The sequence below is a fragment of the Pseudomonas sp. QC2 genome (genome assembly GCF_002859085.1).
Taxonomy (GTDB): domain Bacteria; phylum Pseudomonadota; class Gammaproteobacteria; order Pseudomonadales; family Pseudomonadaceae; genus Aquipseudomonas; species Aquipseudomonas petroselini.
The window spans coordinates 103,172-125,552 of record NZ_PKKS01000006.1; the positions used below are offsets into that span (position 1 = coordinate 103,172).

At 60.5% G+C, this 22,381-nt stretch carries 20 protein-coding genes; 5 read left to right on the forward strand and 15 right to left on the reverse strand.

Features of this window, described 5'->3' with window-relative positions; all coding sequences use genetic code 11:
- Positions 1-24: 24 nt before the first annotated feature.
- Positions 25-2,151 carry a TonB-dependent siderophore receptor gene (locus tag QCBJ_RS06295; protein ID WP_102060332.1) on the forward strand — a complete coding sequence of 709 codons (2,127 nt, stop codon included), beginning with the start codon at positions 25-27 and terminating at the stop codon, positions 2,149-2,151.
- A 137-nt stretch (positions 2,152-2,288) separates the two neighbouring features.
- On the opposite strand, the gene QCBJ_RS06300 is transcribed toward QCBJ_RS06295, so the two are convergent.
- Positions 2,289-3,305, reverse strand: coding sequence for an ABC transporter substrate-binding protein (locus QCBJ_RS06300; RefSeq protein ID WP_093546928.1), 1,017 nt, complete (start codon positions 3,303-3,305; stop codon positions 2,289-2,291).
- A gap of 133 nt (positions 3,306-3,438) precedes the next feature.
- Complete coding sequence (locus QCBJ_RS06305) at positions 3,439-3,888, reverse strand: hypothetical protein (protein ID WP_046034041.1); 450 nt, start codon at positions 3,886-3,888, stop codon at positions 3,439-3,441.
- A 417-nt stretch (positions 3,889-4,305) separates the two neighbouring features.
- Between QCBJ_RS06305 and QCBJ_RS06310 the strand changes: the two genes are divergently transcribed.
- The 3 genes from QCBJ_RS06310 (at position 4,306) to QCBJ_RS06320 (ending at position 5,226) form a co-directional block, all read left to right on the forward strand.
- Positions 4,306-4,581 (forward strand): hypothetical protein, encoded by a 276-nt coding sequence (locus tag QCBJ_RS06310; RefSeq protein WP_012723790.1) that lies wholly within the window; start codon positions 4,306-4,308, stop codon positions 4,579-4,581.
- A 110-nt stretch (positions 4,582-4,691) separates the two neighbouring features.
- A complete protein-coding gene (locus QCBJ_RS06315) occupies positions 4,692-4,922 on the forward strand; it encodes a hypothetical protein (RefSeq protein ID WP_093546923.1) in 231 nt (76 codons plus the stop codon).
- Positions 4,923-4,989: 67 nt separating this feature from the next.
- Complete coding sequence (locus QCBJ_RS06320) at positions 4,990-5,226, forward strand: DUF2789 domain-containing protein (RefSeq protein ID WP_043205235.1); 237 nt, start codon at positions 4,990-4,992, stop codon at positions 5,224-5,226.
- Between the two features lie 221 nt (positions 5,227-5,447).
- Here the strand turns inward: QCBJ_RS06320 and QCBJ_RS06325 are convergent, their stop codons facing one another.
- From QCBJ_RS06325 to iolC, 13 genes are all read right to left on the reverse strand, one after another.
- Positions 5,448-7,124, reverse strand: coding sequence for a methyl-accepting chemotaxis protein (locus tag QCBJ_RS06325; RefSeq protein WP_370636188.1), 1,677 nt, complete (start codon positions 7,122-7,124; stop codon positions 5,448-5,450).
- A gap of 97 nt (positions 7,125-7,221) precedes the next feature.
- The gene (locus QCBJ_RS06330; RefSeq protein WP_003191666.1) at positions 7,222-7,626 is read right to left on the reverse strand and encodes a TraR/DksA C4-type zinc finger protein; all 405 of its coding nucleotides are present in this window, start codon (positions 7,624-7,626) and stop codon (positions 7,222-7,224) included.
- Positions 7,627-8,046: 420 nt separating this feature from the next.
- Complete coding sequence (locus tag QCBJ_RS06335; RefSeq protein WP_016975559.1) at positions 8,047-9,069, reverse strand: ABC transporter permease; 1,023 nt, start codon at positions 9,067-9,069, stop codon at positions 8,047-8,049.
- A gap of 27 nt (positions 9,070-9,096) precedes the next feature.
- Positions 9,097-10,650 carry a sugar ABC transporter ATP-binding protein gene (locus tag QCBJ_RS06340; RefSeq protein WP_102060333.1) on the reverse strand — a complete coding sequence of 518 codons (1,554 nt, stop codon included), beginning with the start codon at positions 10,648-10,650 and terminating at the stop codon, positions 9,097-9,099.
- A 65-nt stretch (positions 10,651-10,715) separates the two neighbouring features.
- Positions 10,716-11,651 (reverse strand): sugar ABC transporter substrate-binding protein, encoded by a 936-nt coding sequence (locus QCBJ_RS06345; protein ID WP_012723784.1) that lies wholly within the window; start codon positions 11,649-11,651, stop codon positions 10,716-10,718.
- Between the two features lie 48 nt (positions 11,652-11,699).
- On the reverse strand, positions 11,700-11,876 hold the full coding sequence (locus QCBJ_RS30175; RefSeq protein WP_012723783.1) for a hypothetical protein: 177 nt from the start codon (positions 11,874-11,876) through the stop codon (positions 11,700-11,702).
- Between the two features lie 127 nt (positions 11,877-12,003).
- Complete coding sequence (locus QCBJ_RS06350; RefSeq protein WP_102060334.1) at positions 12,004-13,032, reverse strand: Gfo/Idh/MocA family oxidoreductase; 1,029 nt, start codon at positions 13,030-13,032, stop codon at positions 12,004-12,006.
- A gap of 95 nt (positions 13,033-13,127) precedes the next feature.
- Positions 13,128-14,138, reverse strand: a complete 1,011-nt coding sequence (locus QCBJ_RS06355; RefSeq protein WP_046034037.1) for a Gfo/Idh/MocA family protein — start codon at positions 14,136-14,138, stop codon at positions 13,128-13,130.
- 19 nt (positions 14,139-14,157) lie between these two features.
- Positions 14,158-16,089: a 3D-(3,5/4)-trihydroxycyclohexane-1,2-dione acylhydrolase (decyclizing) gene (gene iolD, locus QCBJ_RS06360; protein WP_012723780.1), complete on the reverse strand. Its 1,932-nt coding sequence runs from the start codon at positions 16,087-16,089 to the stop codon at positions 14,158-14,160.
- Positions 16,090-16,238: 149 nt separating this feature from the next.
- The gene (locus tag QCBJ_RS06365) at positions 16,239-17,060 is read right to left on the reverse strand and encodes a TIM barrel protein (protein WP_102060335.1); all 822 of its coding nucleotides are present in this window, start codon (positions 17,058-17,060) and stop codon (positions 16,239-16,241) included.
- A 28-nt stretch (positions 17,061-17,088) separates the two neighbouring features.
- Positions 17,089-17,877, reverse strand: coding sequence for a 5-deoxy-glucuronate isomerase (gene iolB, locus QCBJ_RS06370; protein ID WP_012723778.1), 789 nt, complete (start codon positions 17,875-17,877; stop codon positions 17,089-17,091).
- Positions 17,874-18,767, reverse strand: a complete 894-nt coding sequence (gene iolE / locus QCBJ_RS06375) for a myo-inosose-2 dehydratase (protein ID WP_043205231.1) — start codon at positions 18,765-18,767, stop codon at positions 17,874-17,876. Before iolE ends, iolB begins: the two co-directional genes overlap by 4 nt.
- A 217-nt stretch (positions 18,768-18,984) precedes the next feature.
- A complete protein-coding gene (gene iolC, locus QCBJ_RS06380) occupies positions 18,985-20,922 on the reverse strand; it encodes a 5-dehydro-2-deoxygluconokinase (protein ID WP_046034031.1) in 1,938 nt (645 codons plus the stop codon).
- A gap of 284 nt (positions 20,923-21,206) precedes the next feature.
- Here iolC and QCBJ_RS06385 point away from each other — a divergent pair, with 284 nt between their 5' ends.
- Positions 21,207-22,115 carry a MurR/RpiR family transcriptional regulator gene (locus QCBJ_RS06385; protein ID WP_012723775.1) on the forward strand — a complete coding sequence of 303 codons (909 nt, stop codon included), beginning with the start codon at positions 21,207-21,209 and terminating at the stop codon, positions 22,113-22,115.
- Positions 22,116-22,381: the final 266 nt, after the last annotated feature.

Below are 22,381 nucleotides of genomic sequence, written 5' to 3' on the forward strand. Positions count from 1 at the left end.
AGCCAAGTTTTTCAGGATTCAACCATGAAACATCTACCCCTGTTGGCGGGCCTGTTCGGCTGCCTGCCTGTCTGCGCCTGGGCCCTTGAGTTGGCCCCGACGACCATCGATGGCGAACAAGCCGTCGAGCCCGGTTTGGCTTTGGACCAATCCAGCGGCATGGCGTCGCGGTTGGGCTTGAGCGTGCGGGAAACCCCGGCGTCAGTGGCCATCGCCACTCGCAATGACATCGAGCGCCACGGCGCCAAGACTTTCCGCGATGCGGCCAATACCTTGCCCGGCGTTAACGCCAGCGCTCCACCGGGGTTTGGCGGGTTTGTCTCCTACCGTGGCTTTACCAGCAGCCAGATCACCCAGATGTTCAACGGCGTCAACGTCGCCACCGGCCTGGCACGCCCGGTGGATGCGTGGATCTATGACCGGGTGGAGCTGGTGGGCGGCCCCTCCTCGCTGATCAACGGCGCAGGCTCAGTGGGCGGTTCGCTCAACTACGTGACCAAGCTGGCCACCCGTGAGGAACAGGCTGCCGAAGGGCAACTCACTTACGGCAGTTATGACACCGCCGGCATGGCCTTCGGTGTCAATCATGCCCTGACCGACCCCGGCGCCGAGGTGCAGCACTACGCTCGCCTGGATGTAAGCCGCAACACCAACCACAGCTACATCGACCGCGACCAGCGCGACGCCTGGAGCCTGGCGTTTTCCCTGCTCAGTGATCTCACCCCGAACCTGTCCCACACCCTGGCGCTGGAATACCAGGACGAGCATGAAGACAGCCCCTACTGGGGCACGCCGGTGCTCAACCCCAAGGTCGGCGAACTGAAGATCGACAAGCGCAACCGCTTCAACAACTACAACGTCGCCGACGGCCGCTACGAACAGCGCACGCTCTGGGTGCGTTCGATCATCGACTACCGCCTCAACGACAGCACAACGCTGAAAAACACCCTCTACCATTTGGACAGCCAGCGCGATTACCGCAACCTGGAAACCTACCAGTACAACGCCGACAACAGCGCGGTAAACCGCTCGACGGCCTATCAGGTGCGCCATCAGGGCGAACAAAACGGCAACCAGTTCGAGTGGCGCCACGAGGACCACATTTTCGGACTCTCGGCCACCTGGTCCGGCGGTTTCGAGTACAAGGTCAACAGCACTACCAACACCCCACTGAATGTGCCAGGCGACAGCGTGGTAGACCCAAACAACTTCGATCCCGGCCACTTCTATGACATCCCGCGAACCCGAGAGAACGTCGGCAAGGACAAGACCAACGAAGTCACCACCCAGGCATTATTCGTAGAGAACCGTCTGGGCCTCACCGATAAACTGTCGCTGCTGACCGGCTTGCGGTATGACGCCATCGACCTGGACGTCACCAACCACCGGGCGATAACCGCCACCAACCCCCGCCACTTCAAGCGCCGCTGGGAACCGGTGACCGGCCGCGTGGGCCTGACCTATCAGTTCATCCCCTCGGCCAATGTGTATGTGCAATACAGCACCGCCGCCGAGCAACCGACGACCACCACGCAAGTGTTTGAGGTCTCGACGGGCAAACAGTGGGAAGTGGGCAGTAAGTTCGACTACCTGGACGGTCGCGGCTCGGCCACCGTGGCGGCCTACAAGATCGAGCGCAAGGACTTTGCCGTGACCGATCCGCTGGATCCCACCAACAGCATCCCGGTCGGCGCGCAGTCTTCCAGGGGCATCGAGTTGGCGAGTTCACTGCGCATCACGCCCAGGCTGCTGGCGGAAGGCAACTTCGCCTGGGTTGACGCCGAATACGATGACTTCAATGAGAAAATCGCCAGCGGCGCGGTGGTCTCACGCAAAGGCAACACGCCCACCAACGTGCCCAAGCGCGTGGGCAACCTGTGGCTGACGTATGATTTTGCCGAGGACTGGCAAGGTGGCGTGGATGCGCGGTATGTGGCCGAGGTGTTTGCGGACAATGCCAACACCCAGACGGTTCCAGCCTACACGCTGTTCGGAACGTTCCTGCGCTATAAGGTGGACTCGCACACCTCGGTGACGGGCCGGGTGCGCAACGTGACCAATGAGGTGTATGCCGAGTTTGCGCATGTGTCGCCGGCGTATTACTTGGGCTCGCCACGAACCTTTGAGTTGGCGGTACAGACCCGGTTCTAATCTTGGAATGCAACTGAATGTGGAAGGAAGCTTGCTCCCGATAGCGGTGAATCAGTCAACCATGCCGTGACTAAGACGCTGCATCGGGAGCAAGCCCCCTCCCACACTTGATCCGCATTGAACTGAAAGATCCGTGGTTATTTCAGGCTGGCTTCAACCTTCTGCGCCACATCCTCGGTCAACCATGCCTTCCACACCTCGGGATGTTCCTTGAGAAACGCCTGGGCCACCTCACGTGGCGCGGTGTGATTTTCGCTCATGGTCGCCAAGGCTTTATTCAGCGGTTCAATCGGAAACTCGACCTTTTCAAAGAACTCGGCAATCTGCGGATGTTCCTTCTGGAACGGCGTAGAAACGCCGATACTCAACTTCGACGCCAACGACCGCGTCGGCTTCGGATCAGGGTTATCTGCATCCGTCAGGGTCTTCCACGCCTCGGCATCAAACGGCGGTTCTTCCAGCTGGATCAGCTTGTAGCGTCCCATCAGCGGCGTCGGCGACCAGTAGTAGAACAGCACCGGCTTGCCACGCCGGATCGACGAGGCAATCTCGGCATCCAGTGCCGCGCCCGAACCGCTGCGGAAGTTCACGTAGCTGTCATCCAGGCCGTAGGCCTTGAGCTTCTGTTTGTTGACCACTTCCGAGGTCCAGCCGATCGGGCTGTTGAGAAAGCGCCCCTTGCCTGGGGATTCGGGGTCCTTGAACACGTCCTTGTAATGCGCCAGGTCCGTCACGCTTTTGAGGCCCGGCGCCAGGGGCTTGATGCCTTTGGCAGGGTCACCCTTGACCACATATTCCGGCACCCACCAGCCTTCGGTTGCGCCTTTGACGGTATCGCCCAGGCCTACCACCTTGCCTTCGGCCTCAGCCTTGACCCACACCGGGCTGCGGCCGGCCCATTCTTCGCCGATCACCTGGATGTCGTTCTTCGCCAGGGCGGTTTCCAGGGTGATGGTGGTGCCCGGCAAGGTGTCGGTGGGCAGGTCGTAGCCCTTCTCGACAATCACCCGCAACACTTCAGTGATCAGACTGCCGCTTTCCCAGTTCAAGTCGGCAAAATGGATCGGTGCCTGGGCCGCTGAAACCGGCAACGTCGTCACTGACAGTGCCAGGGTCGTCAGGGATGCTGCCAACAGTGTTCTCAATCCTTTCATGCCTTCGCACCTCGCGATATCGCAGCCAATGGCGGACGGCTTTGCTGCGTATGCGCGAAGCCTCTGAACAATTAAGTCAACTCAACTGTAGTAGAGGTTCCGGGAGATAACGGGTGTTCGCTGTTTTTACTGATTATTCACTGGCCTTGAACGTCACCAGTTCACCCTTGCGCCATTTGGCGGCCTTGCCGGTCACGGCCTTCAGGGTTTTGGTCAGGCCTTCCTGCAGTTGCTCGGTGGCGGCAAATACCAGCATCACGCTGTGGCCTTCCTTGAACACAATGCCCTGGCCTTCGGCTGAAGACACAAAGGCGTATTCGCCCAAGCCATAGACGGTCAACTTGATGTCGCGGAACTTCAACTCGAACTTGCCGCCTTCACGACTCGGCAACACCGCCGCGCGGAAATGGTCTCCGACTTTGAGTTCCAAGCGGGGCTTGTCATCCACCACCATCGCCGCTTCGGTATCGATTTCGGCGATGTAGATGCCTTCCGGCGTCTGCTCGGTGATGTAAACGAAACGGGATTGAAACTGTTTAACCAACTTTGCGCGCAAATCACCCAGCACGAATAACGCGTGCATATCCAGATTACTGACTGCCAAGGAAACGCCCCCACATCGAAAAGAGCGCTGTCCGCCAGAGCGGGCAGCACAAAAAAACGGCCATCACGGCACGACCACATCACTCATTCTTTGAAAAAAACTGAAGTTAATCCCGCCATCGCGCCGTAAGACGAGTGCGCACGTATGCGATAGACCTTGTGCGAGGTCATCAGGCACCACAGGAGATCACAGGTTTCACGGCACGAGAATACGCGCCGACCAACTTCAGAGAATAACCTGATTAAAAATGCAGTTTTCCGACACGCAAACACAAATAAACACACTGTCGTGGAACCGTGCGCGGGCCGGCGACAACAATACTAAAACAGCAGCAAGGATCAAAACCACTCAAAACGCTGCAATAACGTCATCCGGCTAGATCGAAAGGAGCAGGCCATGCAACGATCACCCTACAGCGCTATGTCTTCGCACACCCGTTCATCCTGTCAGGACAGCGCTCAATACTACCGTTTGAACGGCTTTGGTGGGTACTCGGATTCGGTTCTCTACCAAGTCGTACCTGCCGGCAGAAACTTTTTCCACATCCGTGAAGTGCTCAGCGGTCGAATCAAAGGCTTTCGCAGCGATCATGTCAAGGCCTGTGAGCTGGCCAAGAAACTTGAAGCCCTGTTGCAGGCCTCCCACAGCGCAATCGTTTCGTCCGCCGGGTAACTTAACTGCGCCGCCGACCCGCAACAACTGCCATACTGGCCCGTCCACTGAAGTTTGTGCCCCGCGGGCCAGGTTTCTCCAGTGCAGTTATCTCCAAGGGAAGGCTCTACGTGACGGAATTTGATATCGGCGAATTTTTCATCCATGGCGACGCAAGGGAGGTAGACGGTGAATTTCAAGCAGTGATTGTCATGCGGGCCAAGCCACCGCTGACCACTGTCACCACACACCAGGTCGAAAAAGACCGCTGGTTCAAAACCGCCGACGCCGCCGCCATCGCCGCAAAGGACGCCGCCAAGGCGTTAAAGACCGCTGTGGATGCCGGGGCCCTGAATTCCTGACATCCGATAGAACTCTACCGCGCCACAACCCTCCCATGCATAACGACCACCCTGCATGGAGAACGAAATGGACGCGCCAATCCCCACCCTTGAAACCCTGTTTGAACAATTGGGCCTGGATTCAACTCCGGAGGCCATCGATGCGTTTATCGTCGCGCACCCTTTGCCTGACGACGTGAAGTTGATCGATGCGCCTTTCTGGTCCGCACAACAGGCAAGTTTTCTCAAGGAAGAGCTGCGCGAAGACGCCGAATGGGCGATCGCGGTGGACGAACTCAACCAACGCCTGCATCAACCGCACTGACGGTAGATATCTACACAACGTTCAAAGGCTGAAAAATCTCCCTGTAGTGAGCGGGCTTGCCCCGCGCTGGGTGGCGAAGCCGCCCCAAACCAAGCGACCTAGTTCTATCTGGAACTCGGCGATGTCTTTATTGGGGCGGCTTCGCCACCCAGCGCGGGACAAGCCCGCTCACTACAATATGTGTCGATACCTATGCCCATTCCGGAAAAGCCTAATTTACGTCAGCGCCTCACAGCCTCGGGTTTATAGCCCAGGCGCAGGCCGCCCCAGTGCCGACCCTTGACCATGATCGGCACCGACAGATCGTGCATCAACTCCCCGGTGTCGCGGGTATAGGTTTGCAGCAGAACTGCCTGTTGGTGGCTGCCACAGCGGATCCCGGTGCGGTCTTCGAACTTGCGCTTGGTGCGGTTCTGCACCGCATCCACTTGCATGTCGCCGGTCAGCGCCTGGGAAAACGCTTTGTTGTGCGTCGGCACATAGCCCTGCGGCGTGCAGGCGATGGCGAACACCAACCCTTCATGCCGTGGCAACAGCGCCTCCTGGATCGCCGGCAGCACCTGGTCGGTGTAGCCGTCAAACCGGGTGTGGTACTTGCTCGGGCTGGTGTTGGCAATCGGCGTGTAGCTGCGGTCGAACAGGTCATCCAGGCTGATGCGGTTCTGTTGCACATCGGCTTCGAATTGCGCGGCAATTCGGCTCGCACCCTCGCGGGCCAGGTCGTAGATACGCTGGTGGTAGTCATCCAGCCCGACTGCCGCCAGGCGCTCGCTGATGGTTTCGGCCTGACCCTCCATCTGCACGGCGGCATCGGCCAGTTGACGGGTTTGCTGGTCACTGACGGCCAGGTCGCTGCGCATCTGTTCCACGGCATGGAACAGGCTGTCGAGCTGGGTGCGATTGGTGTCGGTGCCCTGGGCGATTTCATTCACCTGGCCTTCCACACCCGCCGCCAGCGTTGCGATACTTTGCAACTGCTCGCCAGCGTGCTCCACCTGCTCGACGCCAGTGTGCAGGTCCGCCGAAAGCTGGCGAATCTGCTCTACCACCTGGGCGGTACGTTGCTGGATATCCGCCACCATCACGCCCACTTCATCGGTGGCCGTGGCCGTGCGGCCGGCCAGCCCGCGCACTTCATCCGCGACCACCGCGAAGCCACGACCGTGTTCACCGGCCCGCGCCGCTTCAATGGCCGCATTGAGCGCCAGCAAGTTGGTCTGGCTGGCGATGGACTGGATCACCAGGGTCACCCGCTGGATTTCTTCACTGCGCTGGCTCAAGGCTTCGATCAGTTCACGGCTCGCGTTGGCGCGCTGGCTGAGTTGGTGCATGCGGGTAATTGATTGGGCCAGCACTTCGCGGCCCTCGGTGCTGCGCTGATGGGCTTGGCTCGCGGCTTCCAGAGCCTCACGACTGAGTTGGGAGGTGATCTTTTCGGTGCCAATCATCACTTCGGCACTGCTGACAATCTGCTTGGCGGCGCTCAACTGCGACTGCAACCGGGCGGCCAGTTGCTTGACCGAATAGGCCACGCCGGCAGCGGACAATGCGTTATGGCTGGTGGTGTGGGACAGGTCGCGAGTCAGCTCGCCAATGGCATCGACGGCCTCGGCAGACGCAATAACCGGCGTGCGGCGTTTCAGCTGAGGCAGCCAGATCACCAGCAAGGCCAGTGGCAGGCAGAGGTACAGCGGCAGGCTGGCAAACGCCAGGCCCAGCAGTAGCAACACAAGGGCGGCGCTCTGCATCAGCTGCGTGAACCAGCCGGGCAAGCCGCGCACCACCGGTTGCGGTGGCACTGCTGCGCCCATCAGAGACCCGTCTCCAGCCATCTTCGCCACCCCACTGCTTGTCGTTATTGTCACTGCATTAAACGCCACTATCGGGCCATTATCCATGGGCCTTTAGTGGGGTAGCTTGCAGCAGATCAATAGAGGGGGTGTAACGGGGTCTTTCCCTGGGGGAACGGCGTGGCGATCCCCCAGCTTCACCGCATCAGGCTTGGCGCTGATGCTTGTCGATCTGCTCGTGGCGCTCTTGCGCTTCGATGCAGTATTTGGTGGTTGGGCTGATCAGCAGGCGCTTGAGGCCAATAGGCTCGCCGCTGTCATCGCACCAGCCAAAAGAATCTTCCTTGATGCGTTCCAGTGCACGCTCAAGTTGCGGCAGCATGCGCTGGTCGCGGTCGATGGCATTGACCAACCAAGTGCGCTCTTCTTCCACGGAAGCGGCGTCAGCCGGGTCAGCGGGGGTGTCCAGGCTTTCAATGGCGATGCGGTTCTGTTCGATGCGCTCGTGGTGTTCCACTTTCATGTCTTGCAGCAACTTCTCGAAAAAAGCGTGCTGTTCGGCATTCATGTAGTCATCCGCCGGCATGGCCAGCAACTTTTCCTTTGTCATTGATTTCTCTATAAAAAATACGTGCATTAAGGCGAATAAGGGAGCGTTCCGGTCGACCTCTGCAGGTCTCGGAAAGGCGCCGTCCATTTCAAGCGCCACCCGGCACTCAATTTACGAGGGGCGGCAGTCTAAGGCCGACTTGAGGGCGCAGCAACTGAAATGACAGGCAATTTTTCCGAGATAACCCCAAAAGGCACCAGGACGGGCTTGGCGAATGGTTATCGGAGTGCGTTTATAGCAAGAAATTCAGTGTTGTGGAGCTATATAGAAGACAAACGGTTAGAACGGCCTGATAAAGATCAAGTGTGGGCGTCGGGCTTGCCCGCGATGCAGGCGACTCGGTCGGTCAGGGCTACCGAGTGGATGCAATCGCAGGCAAGCCAGCGCCCACATTTGATGTGTGTTGGCCGTAAGACGATCTCAGCGTTTGAGCTTGCGCTTGTTGCGATACTGGTCAATCACCACTGCGACCACAATGATCAGGCCCTTGATGATGTCCTGGATATACGCGTCCACCCCGACAAAGGTAAACCCGCTGGCCATCACCCCGAGGATCAGCGCGCCGATCACAGTACCGGTAATGCGCCCTACCCCGCCCGCCAGGCTGGTGCCGCCGATCACCGCCGCGGCAATCGCATCCAGCTCATAGGACATGCCCATGCCGGCCTGACCCGTCGCCGCGCGAGCAGACGCCACGACCCCCGCCAAACCTGCGAGCAAGCCGGCGATGCTGTAGACGATGATCAGATGACGCTTGACGTTGATCCCCGACGTCCGCGCCGCCTGCATGTTGCCGCCGATGGCGTAGGTGTACTTGCCGTACTTGGTGTAGCGCAAGGCGATGTGGAAGATCACCGCCACCACCAGGAAGATGATCACCGGCATCGCGCCATGGCCGATGGCCGTGTACGAGTCCGACAGCATACTCACCGGCTGGCCTTCGGTGTAATAACGCGCCAGGCCGCGCGCCGAGACCATCATGCCCAAGGTGGCGATAAACGGTGGGATACCGGTAACGGCGATGATGCTTCCATTGATCGCACCCGCCAACAGCCCCACACCCAGCCCCATGGCCACCGGGATCCACACCGGCAAGTCGGTCAGGCTCGGGAATACCGCCCGGGAAAAATCGGACGTTTGCGCCAAACTGGCGGCGATCATCGCCGACAATGCCAGCACCGAGCCGGAGGACAGGTCGATACCGGTGGTGATGATCACCTGGGTCACGCCGATGGCCAGCAGCCCAATGATCGACACCTGCAGGATCATCAGCACCAGGCGCTGGGAGTTCATCAGGAAGCTCTGGTCACGCACGATCCAGCCGAACAATTCAAACACCAGGCCGATACCGATCAGCACCAGGAAGATGCTCAGCTCGGTGGGCATGCGTCGACGACTCTTGGTTGGCACCGTCGCCGGTTTGTTATCCGTTATTGCGTTCATAGCCAATCACCTTTTTTATTCTGTACGTCAGTGGACTGCCGTCATCCCGGAGGCCAACTGCATGACTTTTTCCTGGGTCGCTTCGCTGCGATCCAAGGTGCCCATCAATTCGCCTTCGTGCATCACCATGACCCGGTCGCTCATGCCCAGCACTTCGGGCAGCTCGGAGGAAATCATGATCACCGCCATGCCTTCGCTGGCCAGGAACGAGATCAAACGATAGATCTCGGCCTTGGCGCCCACGTCGATGCCCCGCGTGGGTTCATCGAGGATCAGCAGGCGCGGGTTGGTCATCAGCCAGCGCGCCAGCAACGCCTTCTGCTGGTTGCCGCCGGACAAGGTGTCGATGCACTGTTCAAGGGACGGGGTTTTCACCCGCAGCTTCTTGCACATGTCTTCGCACAGCGCACGCAGGGCTTTCTGCTGGATAAAGCCGTTACCCGAGTAATGCGGCAGCACGGCCATCTCCATGTTTTCCAGTACCGACAGGCACGGGAACAGGCCGCTGAGCTTGCGGTCCTCGGTCAGCAGCGCAAAGCCCTTCTCGATGGCCATGTGCGGGTCGCTGATACGCACCGCCTTCCCGTCCAGTTCAATCTTCCCGCCGTCGCTTGGGGTGATGCCGAAAATGGTTTCCGCCACGTTGGTGCGGCCTGAGCCCATCAACCCGGCGATGCCGAGGATCTCGCCGGCATGCAGGTCAAAGGAGACGTCCTTGAACACACCGTCCAGGCGCAGGTCGCGGACCGACAGCAGCAGGTCGCCGATCGGCGTCTCGCGCACCGGGAACAACTGGCTCAGTTCACGGCCGACCATCATCGAGATCAGGCTGTCGCTGTTCATGCTGTCGGCGCGTTGCAAGCCGATATAGTGGCCGTCACGAAACACCGCCACTTCATCGGCGATGGCAAACACTTCGTTCATTTTATGCGTGATGTAGACGATGCCTTTGCCCTGGGCCTTGAGGTCGGCAATGATCGAAAACAGGTGGGCCACTTCCTTCTCGGTAATGGCCGACGTCGGTTCATCCATGATCAGGATGTCGGAGTCGTAGGACACGGCCTTGGCAATCTCGACCATCTGCCGCTCGGCGATGCTCAGGTTGCCCACGTGTTCCTCGGGGTCCAGGTTGATGCGCAGGCGTGCCAGCAATTCTGCCGTGCAGCGGTGCATTTCGCGGTGGTTGACCATGTGCAGGCTGTTGAGCTGCTCGCGGCCGATCCAGATGTTCTCGGCGATGCTCATGTGCGGCATCAGGTTGAGTTCCTGGTGGATCATCGCGATCCCGGCCTTCTGGGCCGCCAGGGGCGTTTCAAATACGATCGGCTTGCCGCGCAGGCGAATTTCCCCGGCGTCGGGCTGGTAGATGCCGGCGATGATTTTCATCAGCGTGGATTTGCCCGCACCGTTCTCGCCCATCAGCGCCAGCACCGTGCCAGGGCGTACGCGCAATTGCACGTCGGCCAGGGCCACGACGCCGGGAAAGCCTTTGCTGATGTTGACGATTTCCAGCAGGTAGGGTTCGTCCAGCGGCAACGGCTGGAGGCCGGGGGGCTGCGAGACAGCGGCTTGAGCGAGCATAGGGAGGTACTCCATCGGCAGGGCGGGCACGACCGCCCTGCCGGTTTATTGTTGTTATGTCAGGGCTACTTGAACTGGGCGACGTTTTCTGGAGTGATCAGTTGGAACGGAATAATCACGTTCTGCTCGACCGGCTCCTTCTTGGCCATTTTGCGCGCCGCTTCCACCGATCCCACCGCCTGACCCTTGGCGTCCTGGAACGCCGACGCGGCCATGTCACCCTTGGTGATCGCGTTCAGACCGTCCGGGGTGCCGTCGACACCTGCGATCAGCACGCTGCCCGGCTTGGTACCCGCCGACTTCAGGGCCATGGACGCACCGATGGCCATCTCATCGTTGTTGGCCAACACGGCGTTGAATTCGCGACCTTGGGTCAGCCAGTCGTTGACCAGGGTCATGCCCTTGTCACGCAGCCAGATGCCGGTCTGTTCCTGTTCGATCTTGATGTCCGGGTATTTGGCCAGCACCTCCTTCACGCCCTTGGTGCGGTTGGTGGTGGAGTTGTTCGCCAGGTCACCCAGCAGGATCACAATCTTGCCCTTGCCGCCGAGTTTCTCAGCGATGTATTGCATTTGCAGGCGACCCGCCTCGATGTCATCGGAGGTCACCGCGACCACATCCTTGGGCAAGTCTTTCTGGTCGGGACGGCGGTTGACGAAGACCAGCGGGATGCCCGCCTTGGTCGCCGCATTGATGATGTTCTTGGTCGAGGCGGTATCCACCGGGTTGACGATGATCGCGTCGACTTTCTGACTGATAAAGTTCTCGACCTGGCTCAGTTGCTTGACCACATCGGCACGCGCGTCCTCGAACTGCAGCTGCACGCCATCGCCCTTGGGATAGGACTTGGCTTGCTTGTCCATGTCTTCGCGCAGGTAAGTCAGGAAGGTGTCATCGAAGGCGGACATGCTCACGCCTATCTTCAAGTCGGCAGCCGAGGCAAAACCACTGGCCAGCAGCATGGACAAGGCCAGCGCGGTAAAACGGATCGGGGTCTTCATGAACGGTCTGTCTCCACTTTCTTGTTGGTTTTTTGGACGTTGCGTTTTTCAGAGCTCGGCAGGCAGCCGGACGACCGGTGCGCCTGGAATGCAGCACACCAGCGCGCCTTTGTTTTCGACGCACAGCACATTAAGGAAGGAGAAGTAGAACGGCCGGGCGCGGGGCAGGCCGCGTGGCGTGTGGGCAGGGCGTAAAACTCGCAGTACAGCGTTGAAGATTTTCATCTGACGGTACCTGGTTGTTTTTGATCTTGTTTTTGTTGAGTCGTGCGAATCGAGTCCGAACGTACTTTATGCAACCTGGAAAAGACTTTATTGGAAAATAATTTCCATATCAACCTGTTTTAGAATTTTATTCTATTTTTGTTGAAACCACCTGCTGGCGCTCGGCGCTCAGGCGTGCGGCGTCCAATATACGGGTGGTTTCCAGCGCATCATAGGCGTCCACCGGCAACGGCCCCTGCCCTTGCACGGCCACTTGCAACTGCCGATAGAACTGCGTCCAGCAGCCCTTCTCCGACGGCACTCGCTCGCGTTCCGGGCCTTGTTCGAACCAGCCCCAACGTCGGTGTTCTTCAGCGCCCCAATGCTCGCCTTCGGTCTTCGGCGACTTGCCGGCCATCAAGGCGTCTTCCTGGCCGTCCAAACCGTCGACGGTGTAGCAGCCGGCGGTGCCACTGACCCTGAAACGCGGGGCCTGGCTGTTTTGCAAGGCATTGCCCCACAGGTGAGAGATCACCCCGTTGGCATGGGTCAGGGAGACAAAGAAGCCATGATCCACGGTGGGGTGTTCGGCGGTGTAGTGCAGTTGGGCGAACACCCGATCTACCGGCCCGAACAGTTGCAGGGCCTGATCGACCAAATGGCTGCCCAGGTCACGCAGCCAGCCGCCACCGCTGGCGTTGCCCACGGCTTGCGGGCTGTAGCGTTCCACGCGGGATTCGAAACGGGTGATGGTGCCCAGAGCGCCGGCGTCGATGAGTTTGCGCAGGGTCAAGTAGTCCGAGTCCCAGCGCCGGTTCTGGTAGACGCTGAGCAAAGAGCCCTGGCGTTCAGCCGCAGTGATCAGGGCTTGGGCCTGTTCGGCGTTGGCGGCGAAGGGTTTGTCGCTGACCACCGCAACGCCGTGTTCGATGGCTTCCAGCACTAATGCGGGACGCCCTTTAAGCGTGGTGGAGATCACCAGCGCATCGACCCCGGCTTCGACGATCTGGCCGATGGAGTCAAAGGCCTTGAGGCCGGGGTGGTCGGTTGCCAATTGCTGGCGGCGCTCTGCGGAACGCGTCACCACCCCGACAAAGGTGGCGCCTGGCAGTGTGGCAATCAGCGGCGCATGAAAGAAGCGCCCTCCGTGGCCGTAGCCGACTAGACCGATTCTCATACATTCACTCCTTGCTTGAAGTGGAAACCCAATTCAAATGTGGGAGGGGGCTTGCTCCCTCCCACATTGAGTGAATACCACCTGTGGAACTGTGGTTAGCCGTAGAAACGTGGGCGATCCGGCAAGCTCATCTTCACAATCTGCTCACTGCCCTGCGCTTCGATACACGCATCCGCCGCCACCGCCGCCGCGAACCCGTCCCACGCCGACGGCCCGCCGACCTGCCCGGCGCGCACGCTGTCGATGAACGCCTGCAACTCCACGTCGTATGCACCGATAAACCGGTCCTTCCAGTCCATCAGAATCGCATTGGACAGCTTCGCCCCGCTGCGCAGTTGCACCTGGGATGGCTCCGGCAGTTTGGCGATACCGGTCTCCCCCACTACTTCGCACTGGATGTCGTAGCCGTACTGGCAGTTCACAAACACTTCCACATCGATGCGCGTGCCCTTGGCAGTTTCCAGCAGCACGATCTGCGGGTCACGCAAGTGCGCCAGGGCCTTGCTGGATTTGCGCGGGAACACCACTTGCACCGACACGTAGTCATCGTTGAGCAACCAACGCAATACATCCAGTTCGTGGATCAGGGTGTCGGTGATCGCCATGTCGGTCTTGTAGTTCTCGCCCACCGTGGGGTTGCGGTGCGCGCAGTGCAGCATCAACGGCTCGCCGATCTGGCCACTGTCGATCACCGCTTTGAGGGCGCGATAGCCTTCGTCGTAAGGGCGCATGAAGCCGACCTGCACCAGGCGCTTGCCGTAGGCCACCTCGGCGTCGACGATCCGGCGACACCCCTCGGCGGTGACCGCCAGGGGTTTTTCGCAGAACACCGGTTTGCCGGCGGCGATGGCGGCGAGCACGAACTCTTCGTGGCTCGGGCCCCAGGAGGTGACGAGCACCGCCTCGACCTGCGGCGAATTGATCAAGGCATGGCCGTCGGGGTACACCTCGGCGTCCAGATTGAGGTCCGCAACCACCTTGGCGGCCTGCTCAAGGTTGATGTCGGTCACCGCCACCACCTGGCTGTTGAGCAAAGTCTGGCTGCAACGACGAATATGGTCCCGGCCGATGGCGCCTGTACCGATCACTCCAAGCTTCAAAGACATACAAACACTCCTCTTGTTATTAGTACTGCCGGGCCTTCGCCAGGTGTTCATTGAGTTTTTTTGCGGCGGCATTCGTGCGTTCGCTGGTGGACACCTGCGCCACGCCCACGCGCCACCACGAGAGGTAGCCGTGGATCATGGTCTTGGGCAGCACCTTGATATCAATCAGCGTCGACACCGTTTGCGTACGCGCGTCCGCCAGCGCCGATTCCAGTTGTTCCACGGTGCTGACCTTGTAGGTCTTGCAGCCATAAGCCGCCGCGCTCATGGCGAAATCCACCGGGACCAGGCCACCATCGAGCTTGCCGCTCTCAGGGTTGCGGAAGCGGAATTCGGTGCCGAAGCTGTCCATGCCATTGCCGATCTGCAGGTTGTTGATACAGCCGAAAGCCATGTTGTCGAGCAGCACCACGTTGATCTTGCGCCGCTCTTGGATCGAGGTGGCCAGCTCCGAGTGCAGCATCATGTAGGAGCCATCGCCGACCAGGGCGTAGACCTCCTTGGTTGGTTCGGCGAGTTTCACGCCCAGGGCGGCGTTGATCTCGTAGCCCATGCACGAATAGCCGTATTCGACGTGGTAGGTGTTGACGCCCTTGCTGCGCCACGCGCGTTGCAGGTCGCCGGGCAGGCTGCCGGCGGCGGCGACGATGATGGCGTCATCCGCCAGGCTCTGGTTGAGCACGCCCAGCACGCGGCTTTGGGTCAGGCACGAGCCGGTCAGCTCGATGAATTCCCGCAGCACCGCACGGTCCAGGTGGTCGTCGACCTCCGGCACGAAGCCGTCGCCGGCGTATTCCACCTGATGCACGCGGTCCACTTCGGCATCCAGCTGCGCCTTGGCGTCGCGCACCTGCTCGCCCCAGCCGGAACGGTAGTCGCCCAGGGCATCGGCGAGCGCTTCAAGCGCGACCTGCGCGTCGGCCAGCACCTGCACGCCGTCGAGCTTCAGGGCGTCGCACGGGCTGATATTGAGGTTGAGAAACGTCACCTCGGCGTGCTTGAACAGTGATTTGGACGAGGTGGTGAAATCGGTGTAGCGCGTGCCGATCCCAATGATCAGGTCGGCCTCGGGCGCCAGCAGGTTCGCCGCCAGGCAGCCGGTTTCACCGATCCCGCCCACGTTCAACGGGTGACTGGAGACGACAGCACTCTTGCCCGCCTGGGTCTCGGCAAAGGGAATATCAAAACGCTCGGCAAACGCTTGCAGCGCGGCATTGGCGCCGGAGTACTTCACGCCGCCACCGCAGATGATCAGCGGTTTGCGTTTGCCTCGGAACGCCGCCAGCGCGTCACCGATCATCGCGGCAGTGGCCGGGCGACGCTCAATACGGTGCACGCGTTTCTGCAGGAAGTAATCGGGATAGTCCCAGGCCTCGGCCTGCACATCCTGGGGCAATGCCAGGGTCACGGCGCCGGTTTCGGCCGGGTCGGTGAGCACGCGCATGGCGTGGATCGCAGCGGTCATCAACTGCTCGGGGCGGTTGATGCGGTCCCAGTATTTGCTCACCGAGCGAAAGGCATCGTTGGTGCTGATGCTCAGGTCGTGGAACTGTTCGATCTGTTGCAGCACCGGGTCGGGCTGACGGCTGGCGTAGACGTCGCCCGGCAACAGCAGCAACGGAATACGGTTGGCCGTGGCGGTCGCGGCGGCGGTGAGCATATTGGCCGCACCGGGCCCGACCGAGGCGGTGCACGCGTAGATCTTGCGGCGCAGGTGCTGCTTGGCGAAACCGATGGCCGCGTGGGCCATGCCTTGCTCGTTGCGACCCTGATGCACGACAAGGTCACCGCTGTCCTGCTCCAGGGCCTGGCCCAGGCCCAGCACATTGCCGTGGCCGAAAATCGTGAACACCCCGGCGACAAATTTGCTCTGCACGCCATCGACTTCGATGTATTGGTTATCCAGGAACTTCACCAGGGCCTGGGCCATGGTCAATCTTGTCGTGGTCATCACTTGCACCTTGTGTGAATGCAATTCGATTGGTCAACACCGATCCAATGTGGGAGCTGGCTTGCCTGCGATAGCGGTGTGTCAGGCAATGAATCTGTATGTGATAAATCGCTATCGCAGGCAAGCCAGCTCCCACAGGTTGATCGGTGTCAGGTTCGAGAATTTTGCAAATGGGCGATGCTTGCACCCAACGCTTGCTGGATGTCGGCCAGGCCATGCACGCTCTCGGAAAACGGCTCGAACGACAGGTAGCCGCTGTAGCCGCTGCTGAGCAAGGTGTCGATCTGCGCCGCGTTGCCGAGGATGTCGCCCTCGCCCACCAGCACGCGGTGGCCGTCGCGAATCGAATTCAGCGGTGCCTCGGCATCTTCCACGCCGGAGATATGCACCAGGCCGGTGAGTTCCGGAAAGAACTCATGTTCGCTGGCCAGGTGATGGTGAAAGGTGTCGTGCACCAGGCGGAACACATCCAGGCCGCCGATGGACTGGATCGCGTCCACCGCCACGCGTTTGCGGCGCATCGCGCACTCTTCAAAACCCAGGGGTTCGATAAAACCGAGAATCCCGTATTCGCGCAGGATCGGCGCCAGCTCGCTCAGGGCGGTGCGCAAGCCGGCAGCGCGCTGGGCTTCATTGCGCGTGTCACCCGGCTCGTTGAACGGGCACATCACCAGGCCCTGGGCGCCGCATTCGCGCGCGTAGGTCGCCAGCGTGATCGCCTGGGCACGGCGTTCGTCGTTCCACACATCAAAGGGGTACAACGCGTTGATCGACAGCACCGTAATGCCTTGCACCGCGCACAGTTCGCGCACGCGGCTGGCCGGGGTGCCGAATTCAATTTGTCTGTCCGCCAGGTCGTTGCGGATCTCGATGGCATCGCACTTGAGCGCTACCGCCAATTGGATGAAATCCGGCAGGGACAATTGGGGCGCGACCATGCGGTTAAGGGCGAAACGTAAAGGCGATTTCATTGTTGTTGTTCTCCGTCCAAACCGCTGATTAAAGGTCCAGCAGCCAGCTGTGCTGCGGGTCGTTATGGAAATGCCAGGCGCGCTTGGGGCCGGCCATTACGTTGAGGTAATAGGACTCGTAGCCATACGGCACGCTGACCGGGTGATAGCCCTTGGGCACCACCACCAGGTCGCTGTTTTCCACCGCCATGGCCTGGTCGATGCTACGGTCGTCGGTGTAGACACGCTGGAACACAAAGCCCTGGGGCGGGTTGACTTGGTGGTAGTAGGTCTCTTCAAGGAAACTCTGGTGCGGCAAGTCGTCGGTGTCGTGTTTATGCGGCGGGTAGCTCGACGAGTGCCCGGACGGCGTGCGCACCTCCACCACCAGCAGCGAATGCGCCGGCTCGCTGTCAGGCAGGATGTCGCACACGTAGCGGGTGTTGGCGCCTTTGCCGCGCACGCTGCGCTTGCAGTTTTCCGGGCGGATCAGGCGTGGTTCGTAGCCTTCTGTGCCGGGAGCGGCGCAGACGGCAATCTGTACATCGCTCAAGGCGGTAACTTGCGCATCGGTGCCCGGTGGCAGGTAGGCGGCGAACGGGGATTTGTCTTCAAACACCGACTGGCGATCCCCCAGGTTCTGCCAGTTGAAGCCTTCGCCCTCAATGTTCACCCGGCCGCTTAGCAGCACCAGGCACAGCTCCTGATCACCGGCGCTGACCGGCAGGGTTTCGCCGAGGCTCAGGCGGTAGGCGGCAAAGCCCACGTACTCCAGGCGCCCTTCTTCCAGGGCGACCATGGTTTTTCCGCGTTTGCTGCTTTTGACCAACAAGCTCATTTTCCGGTCCTCTCATTCAACAGAGCACGTAAGGTGTCGTAGCCTTTTTTCGCATAGATATAGCTCGGCGCCACAGCCGGGTCCTGCTCGGCCTCCACCACCAGCCAGCCTTGGTATTGGGCGGCGAGCAGCACATCGAGCAATTCGGCGAAGTCGATATCGCCATCGCCGGGCACGGTGAAGGTGCCGTTGACGATGCAATCCGGAAAACTCCACATCTGGTTGCGCGCCAGTTGCACCACAGGTTTGCGCACGTCCTTGAAGTGCACGTGGCAGATACGCCCGATATGCTTGCGCAGCACGTCAATCGGCTCGCCGCCGCCCATGTAGCAGTGGCCGGAATCGAACAGCAGGCCGACTTCCGGGCCGGTACGGTTCATCAGTTGGTCGATGTCTTCCGGGGATTCAACATAAGCGCCCATGTGGTGGTGGTACGCCAGGCGCACGCCCTGGGACAGGGTAAAACGCGCCAGTTCGGTGAGTTTGTCAGCGTAGTCCTGCCAGGCCTGTTCGCTGTGGAAACGTGGGCGTTCGATCAGGCGGATGCGCGAGCCCTGGATCGAGTCGGCCACCTCGCCGTACACCAGCACCGTGGCGCCGTTCTGTTTGAGCAGCTCGACATGACCGGCGATGGCTTCGATTTCCTCGGCCACCGAGCGACGGGCCAGGCGGCTGGAGTACCAACCGGAGACCAACGCCAGGTCGTAGGGGCGCAACACGTCGCCGACGCCCTTGGCGTCCTTGGGGAATTTACCGTTGAGTTCGAAGCCTTCGTAGCCGATCTCCTTGCCTTCGCTCAGGGCGGTGCTCAGGGGCGTTTCACCGCCCAGGGCCGGCAGGTCGTCGTTGCTCCAGGAGATCGGGTTGATGCCAATTCGGATTGCGGGCATGGCTGCACCTTTATTATTTTCAGGTATCACTGAGATCTGCTTTATGTGGAAGCTGGGTTGCTGTGGTGAGGGGGGGATTGTCCCGCGACGGGTTAGTCGCAGAGCCGGTGGGGCTGCTTCGCAGCCCAGCGCGGGGCAAGCCCGCTCACCACAAAAGCCCGCTCACCACAAAAAGCCCCCTTCCACATTGGATTGCATTTCAAATTAAGAACGGGTTTTAGCCTCGGGCACTGCGCCAGGCATTGATCAGTTGCTCGAAGGTGGCTTGCACCCGCTGGACCAGGGTCTCGTCATCAATCTCCCCCGCCATCCACGCCCGGCTCGGTTCCTGGAAGATCGTGCGACCCACGGCAAAACCCCGGCAGGTCGTACTCTGGCTGGCTTGCTGGAAGCCATCGGCGAGGAACTCGGCCGAGGCATTCAGGCCCAGCAGCACCACGCCTCGGCAGTACGGGTCGCGCTCCTGGATCAGCTCGTCGAGCTTCTTCCAGTCCTCGGCCGACTGCGCCTCGATCTTCCACCACGCCGGGTAGATGCCCAGGTTGTACAGGCGCTTGAGGCTGCGATAGAGCACGTCGGGGTAAGTGGACGGGTGATCCTTGGGCGGGATGACTTCCAGCAGCAGTTCATGGCCGCTGACGATAGACGCCTCGTACACCGCCTTGAGTTGCGCTTCCTGTTCCAGGCGCAGCAGCGGCTCGTCGTCCGGGTGGAATTGCACCAGGCACTTGATGATTTGTTCCTGGGGCCAGGCAATCAGGTTGCTGCCCACCGAGCGGCCATGTTCGAACGCCAGCGGCCGCGAGTTCTGCACCTCCACCGGGCGCGCGATCCACCAGCCGCGACCGCTGGCGGCGTTGAGGGCGTCCTGGCCGAAGCGCTGGTCGGCGAGCAGGCCGACGTCGGCTTCCACGCCTTGCTCAGCGAGTTTTTGCTCGACGCGTTCGATGGCCTGGATAAACAGTTGCTTGATGGCGCTGATGCGCGTCGTGTCTTGTCCACCTTTCTGCGCCAGGTCCACCAACTGCCAGCGGTGGTCAAAGGCAAACACGAACAGTTGCTTCCAGTTCTTGCGCGGCACCGTCACGCGGTGCAGGCGCTGCAGCGTCACGTCCTGATCCGGGCGCGTAATCGGCACCGGGCTGTTGAACAGGTACTCGAGCTCCGCAGGCGTCGGCATCGCCGGCGCACAGGCGTGCCGCGAAACGACCAGGCCGCCGCAGGCATTGGCCAACTGGCTGCACCGTTCATCACTCGCATCGTTGATCCAGCCACTGAGGAACCCCGACATGAACGCATCGCCGGCGCCCAGCACATTGAGCACTTCCACACGCACACCGGGGTAGATGGCGCCGTCTTCCAACCGCGCGGGAATGGCGCCGTGGATGACTGTGCAACCCTGCGGACCGAGCTTGACCACCAGGGTCGCCGGGGTCAATTCGCGCACCTTACGCAAGGCGGTGAGCAAGTCTTCGCTGCCCCCCGCAATCAGGAATTCTTCTTCGGTGCCGACGATCAAGTCGAAGCGCGGCAGGATTTTCTGCACGTGCTGGCTGACATTCTGATCGGCGACAAAACGGGTTTCGCCGTCGGCCTTGCCTGCCAGACCCCACAGCACCGGGCGGTAGTCGATATCCAGCACGCGCTTGACGTTGTGCTTGGCCGCGTAATCCAGCGCCTGGATGCTGGCCTTGTACACGCCGTCGGTGGAGAAATGCGTGCCGGTGATCAGCAGGGCTTTGCTTGAGGCGATAAAGGCTTCGTTGATGTCTTCGGCACGCAAGGCCATGTCGGCGCAGTTTTCGCGGTAGAACACCAAAGGGAAGGTTTCGCGGTCCTTGAGGCCGAGCAACACCAGGGCGGTGAGGCGCTCCGGGTCGACCTTGATGCCGCTGACATCGCAGCCTTCACGCGCCAGGGATTCCACTAGGAAGCGCCCCATATGGTCGTCGCCGACCCGGCTCAACATCGCCGACTTGAGCCCCAGCCGCGCGGTGCCGAAAGCGATGTTGGCGGAGGATCCGCCGAGGTACTTGGCAAAGCTGGATACGTCCTCAAGCCGCGCACCCACTTGCTGTGCATAGAGGTCGACGCCCAGGCGCCCGAGGCAAATCAGATCCAATTGACGCCCACTGGCAAAACGAGTCTGGCCCATGCTGGCTCCTGTTATTTTTATCAGCCTGCGTTGTGCCGCCGTGGCGACGGCAAACGCTCTTGGTGGGAGCAGACTAGAACGTCCTGCGGCACCAATCAATATTTATTCCATATATTTTTTCATTGGAATATTTTTTCCATTAAGCTTGTACAAGAGTATGCAAGCGGCAGTGCATCGTTTCAGCAGGCCACGGCCGCCGTGATGCCGAGGTATTTTTTTGCGCCTACCCTGTAGACTTGCGCCACCCATCAGCGCATCAGAAGAACACGCCAGAAGGATTGCCCATGTCCCGCACCGATCCCGAGACCACCCTGGAAGACTCTATCGCCAGCCCTCCGATCAATGCCGAGCGCCTGTTGCAGCTGATCACCGACGAATACGAGAGCCTGCCGCGCCAACTCAAGCGCATCGCCAGCTACATGAGCCAGCAGAGCGACCGGATCATGGTCGACCGCATCAGCGACATCGCCCGTGAGTGCGAAGTGCACCCGTCGGCCATCGTGCGCTTCTCCCAGCGCTTCGGTTTCAGTGGGTTCAGTGAGATGCAGGCGCTGTTTCGCGAGGCCTACACCCACAAGACCACACCGGTGCAGAACTACCAGCAGCGCATCCGCAGCATGATCGCCAACAAGTCGCAGAAAGCCAGCGGCGGCGACCTGGCGCGCGAGTGCGTCAACGCCACCCTGTCCGGAATCGAGCGCCTGGGGCTGGAACTGGATGACGTGGCCTTCGACAAGGCCGTGGACCTGGTGGTCAACGCCGACAACATCTACGTGGTCGGCGTGCGCCGCTCTTTTGCGGTGGCCGATTACCTGGTCTACAACCTGCAGCACACCAACAAGCGCATCCACCTGATCTCGGGCCTGGGCGGCAGCTACCGCGAGCAGATGCGCAGCGTGCGCGCCAATGACCTGGTGATCGCCATCAGTTTCACGCCCTACGGCAAAGAGACCCAGCACTGCCTGCGCATCGCCCAGCACCACCAGGCCAAGACGCTGATCATCACCGACAGCAACCTGTCGCCCCTGGCCAAGCGCGCGAACGCGGTGCTGTTGGTCAATGAAGGTTCGTCGTTTGCCTTCCGCTCGTTGAGCGCCACCCTGTGCCTGTGCCAGGCGCTGTTTATTGCGGTGGCGTACCGATTGGAGTTGAAAGTGGACGAGATCCACGAGCAGGTTGGGTTTGATGACTGACCTGCTGCCCCACCTTGTGATCAGTAAATAGCTGCCAGCGCGCGGCCGTGGTGACAAGTTGGCTGGCGCTACACACCACCCAATGTGGGAGCGGGCTTGCCCGCGAAAGCGTTGTGTCAGTCAACTCATGAGTCACTGATACACCGCATTCCCGAGCAAGCCCGCCCCCACAGTTTTTTACCGAGTAAGACGTGCTATCAGTGCACGAATATCGCGATCAGGATGATGATCGGGATTGGGATACCGAGGAACCACAGAAGTAATGA

Excerpts from the sequence above, each read along its gene's own strand:
- QCBJ_RS06350 (WP_102060334.1), bottom strand. The coding sequence starts at position 13,032 with ATGAGAATCGGTCTAGTCGGCTACGGCCACGGAGGGCGCTTCTTTCAT.
- QCBJ_RS06335 (WP_016975559.1), bottom strand. The coding sequence starts at position 9,069 with ATGAACGCAATAACGGATAACAAACCGGCGACGGTGCCAACCAAGAGT.
- QCBJ_RS06355 (WP_046034037.1), bottom strand. The coding sequence starts at position 14,138 with ATGTCTTTGAAGCTTGGAGTGATCGGTACAGGCGCCATCGGCCGGGAC.
- QCBJ_RS06365 (WP_102060335.1), bottom strand. The coding sequence starts at position 17,060 with ATGAAATCGCCTTTACGTTTCGCCCTTAACCGCATGGTCGCGCCCCAA.
- iolD (WP_012723780.1), bottom strand. The coding sequence starts at position 16,089 with ATGACCACGACAAGATTGACCATGGCCCAGGCCCTGGTGAAGTTCCTG.
- QCBJ_RS06325 (WP_370636188.1), bottom strand. The coding sequence starts at position 7,124 with ATGGATAATGGCCCGATAGTGGCGTTTAATGCAGTGACAATAACGACA.
- iolE (WP_043205231.1), bottom strand. The coding sequence starts at position 18,767 with ATGCCCGCAATCCGAATTGGCATCAACCCGATCTCCTGGAGCAACGAC.
- QCBJ_RS06330 (WP_003191666.1), bottom strand. The coding sequence starts at position 7,626 with ATGACAAAGGAAAAGTTGCTGGCCATGCCGGCGGATGACTACATGAAT.
- QCBJ_RS30175 (WP_012723783.1), bottom strand. The coding sequence starts at position 11,876 with ATGAAAATCTTCAACGCTGTACTGCGAGTTTTACGCCCTGCCCACACG.
- QCBJ_RS06300 (WP_093546928.1), bottom strand. The coding sequence starts at position 3,305 with ATGAAAGGATTGAGAACACTGTTGGCAGCATCCCTGACGACCCTGGCA.
- QCBJ_RS06340 (WP_102060333.1), bottom strand. The coding sequence starts at position 10,650 with ATGCTCGCTCAAGCCGCTGTCTCGCAGCCCCCCGGCCTCCAGCCGTTG.
- QCBJ_RS06295 (WP_102060332.1), top strand. The coding sequence starts at position 25 with ATGAAACATCTACCCCTGTTGGCGGGCCTGTTCGGCTGCCTGCCTGTC.
- iolC (WP_046034031.1), bottom strand. The coding sequence starts at position 20,922 with ATGGGCCAGACTCGTTTTGCCAGTGGGCGTCAATTGGATCTGATTTGC.
- QCBJ_RS06385 (WP_012723775.1), top strand. The coding sequence starts at position 21,207 with ATGTCCCGCACCGATCCCGAGACCACCCTGGAAGACTCTATCGCCAGC.
- iolB (WP_012723778.1), bottom strand. The coding sequence starts at position 17,877 with ATGAGCTTGTTGGTCAAAAGCAGCAAACGCGGAAAAACCATGGTCGCC.
- QCBJ_RS06345 (WP_012723784.1), bottom strand. The coding sequence starts at position 11,651 with ATGAAGACCCCGATCCGTTTTACCGCGCTGGCCTTGTCCATGCTGCTG.
- QCBJ_RS06320 (WP_043205235.1), top strand. The coding sequence starts at position 4,990 with ATGGACGCGCCAATCCCCACCCTTGAAACCCTGTTTGAACAATTGGGC.
- QCBJ_RS06305 (WP_046034041.1), bottom strand. The coding sequence starts at position 3,888 with ATGCACGCGTTATTCGTGCTGGGTGATTTGCGCGCAAAGTTGGTTAAA.
- QCBJ_RS06310 (WP_012723790.1), top strand. The coding sequence starts at position 4,306 with ATGCAACGATCACCCTACAGCGCTATGTCTTCGCACACCCGTTCATCC.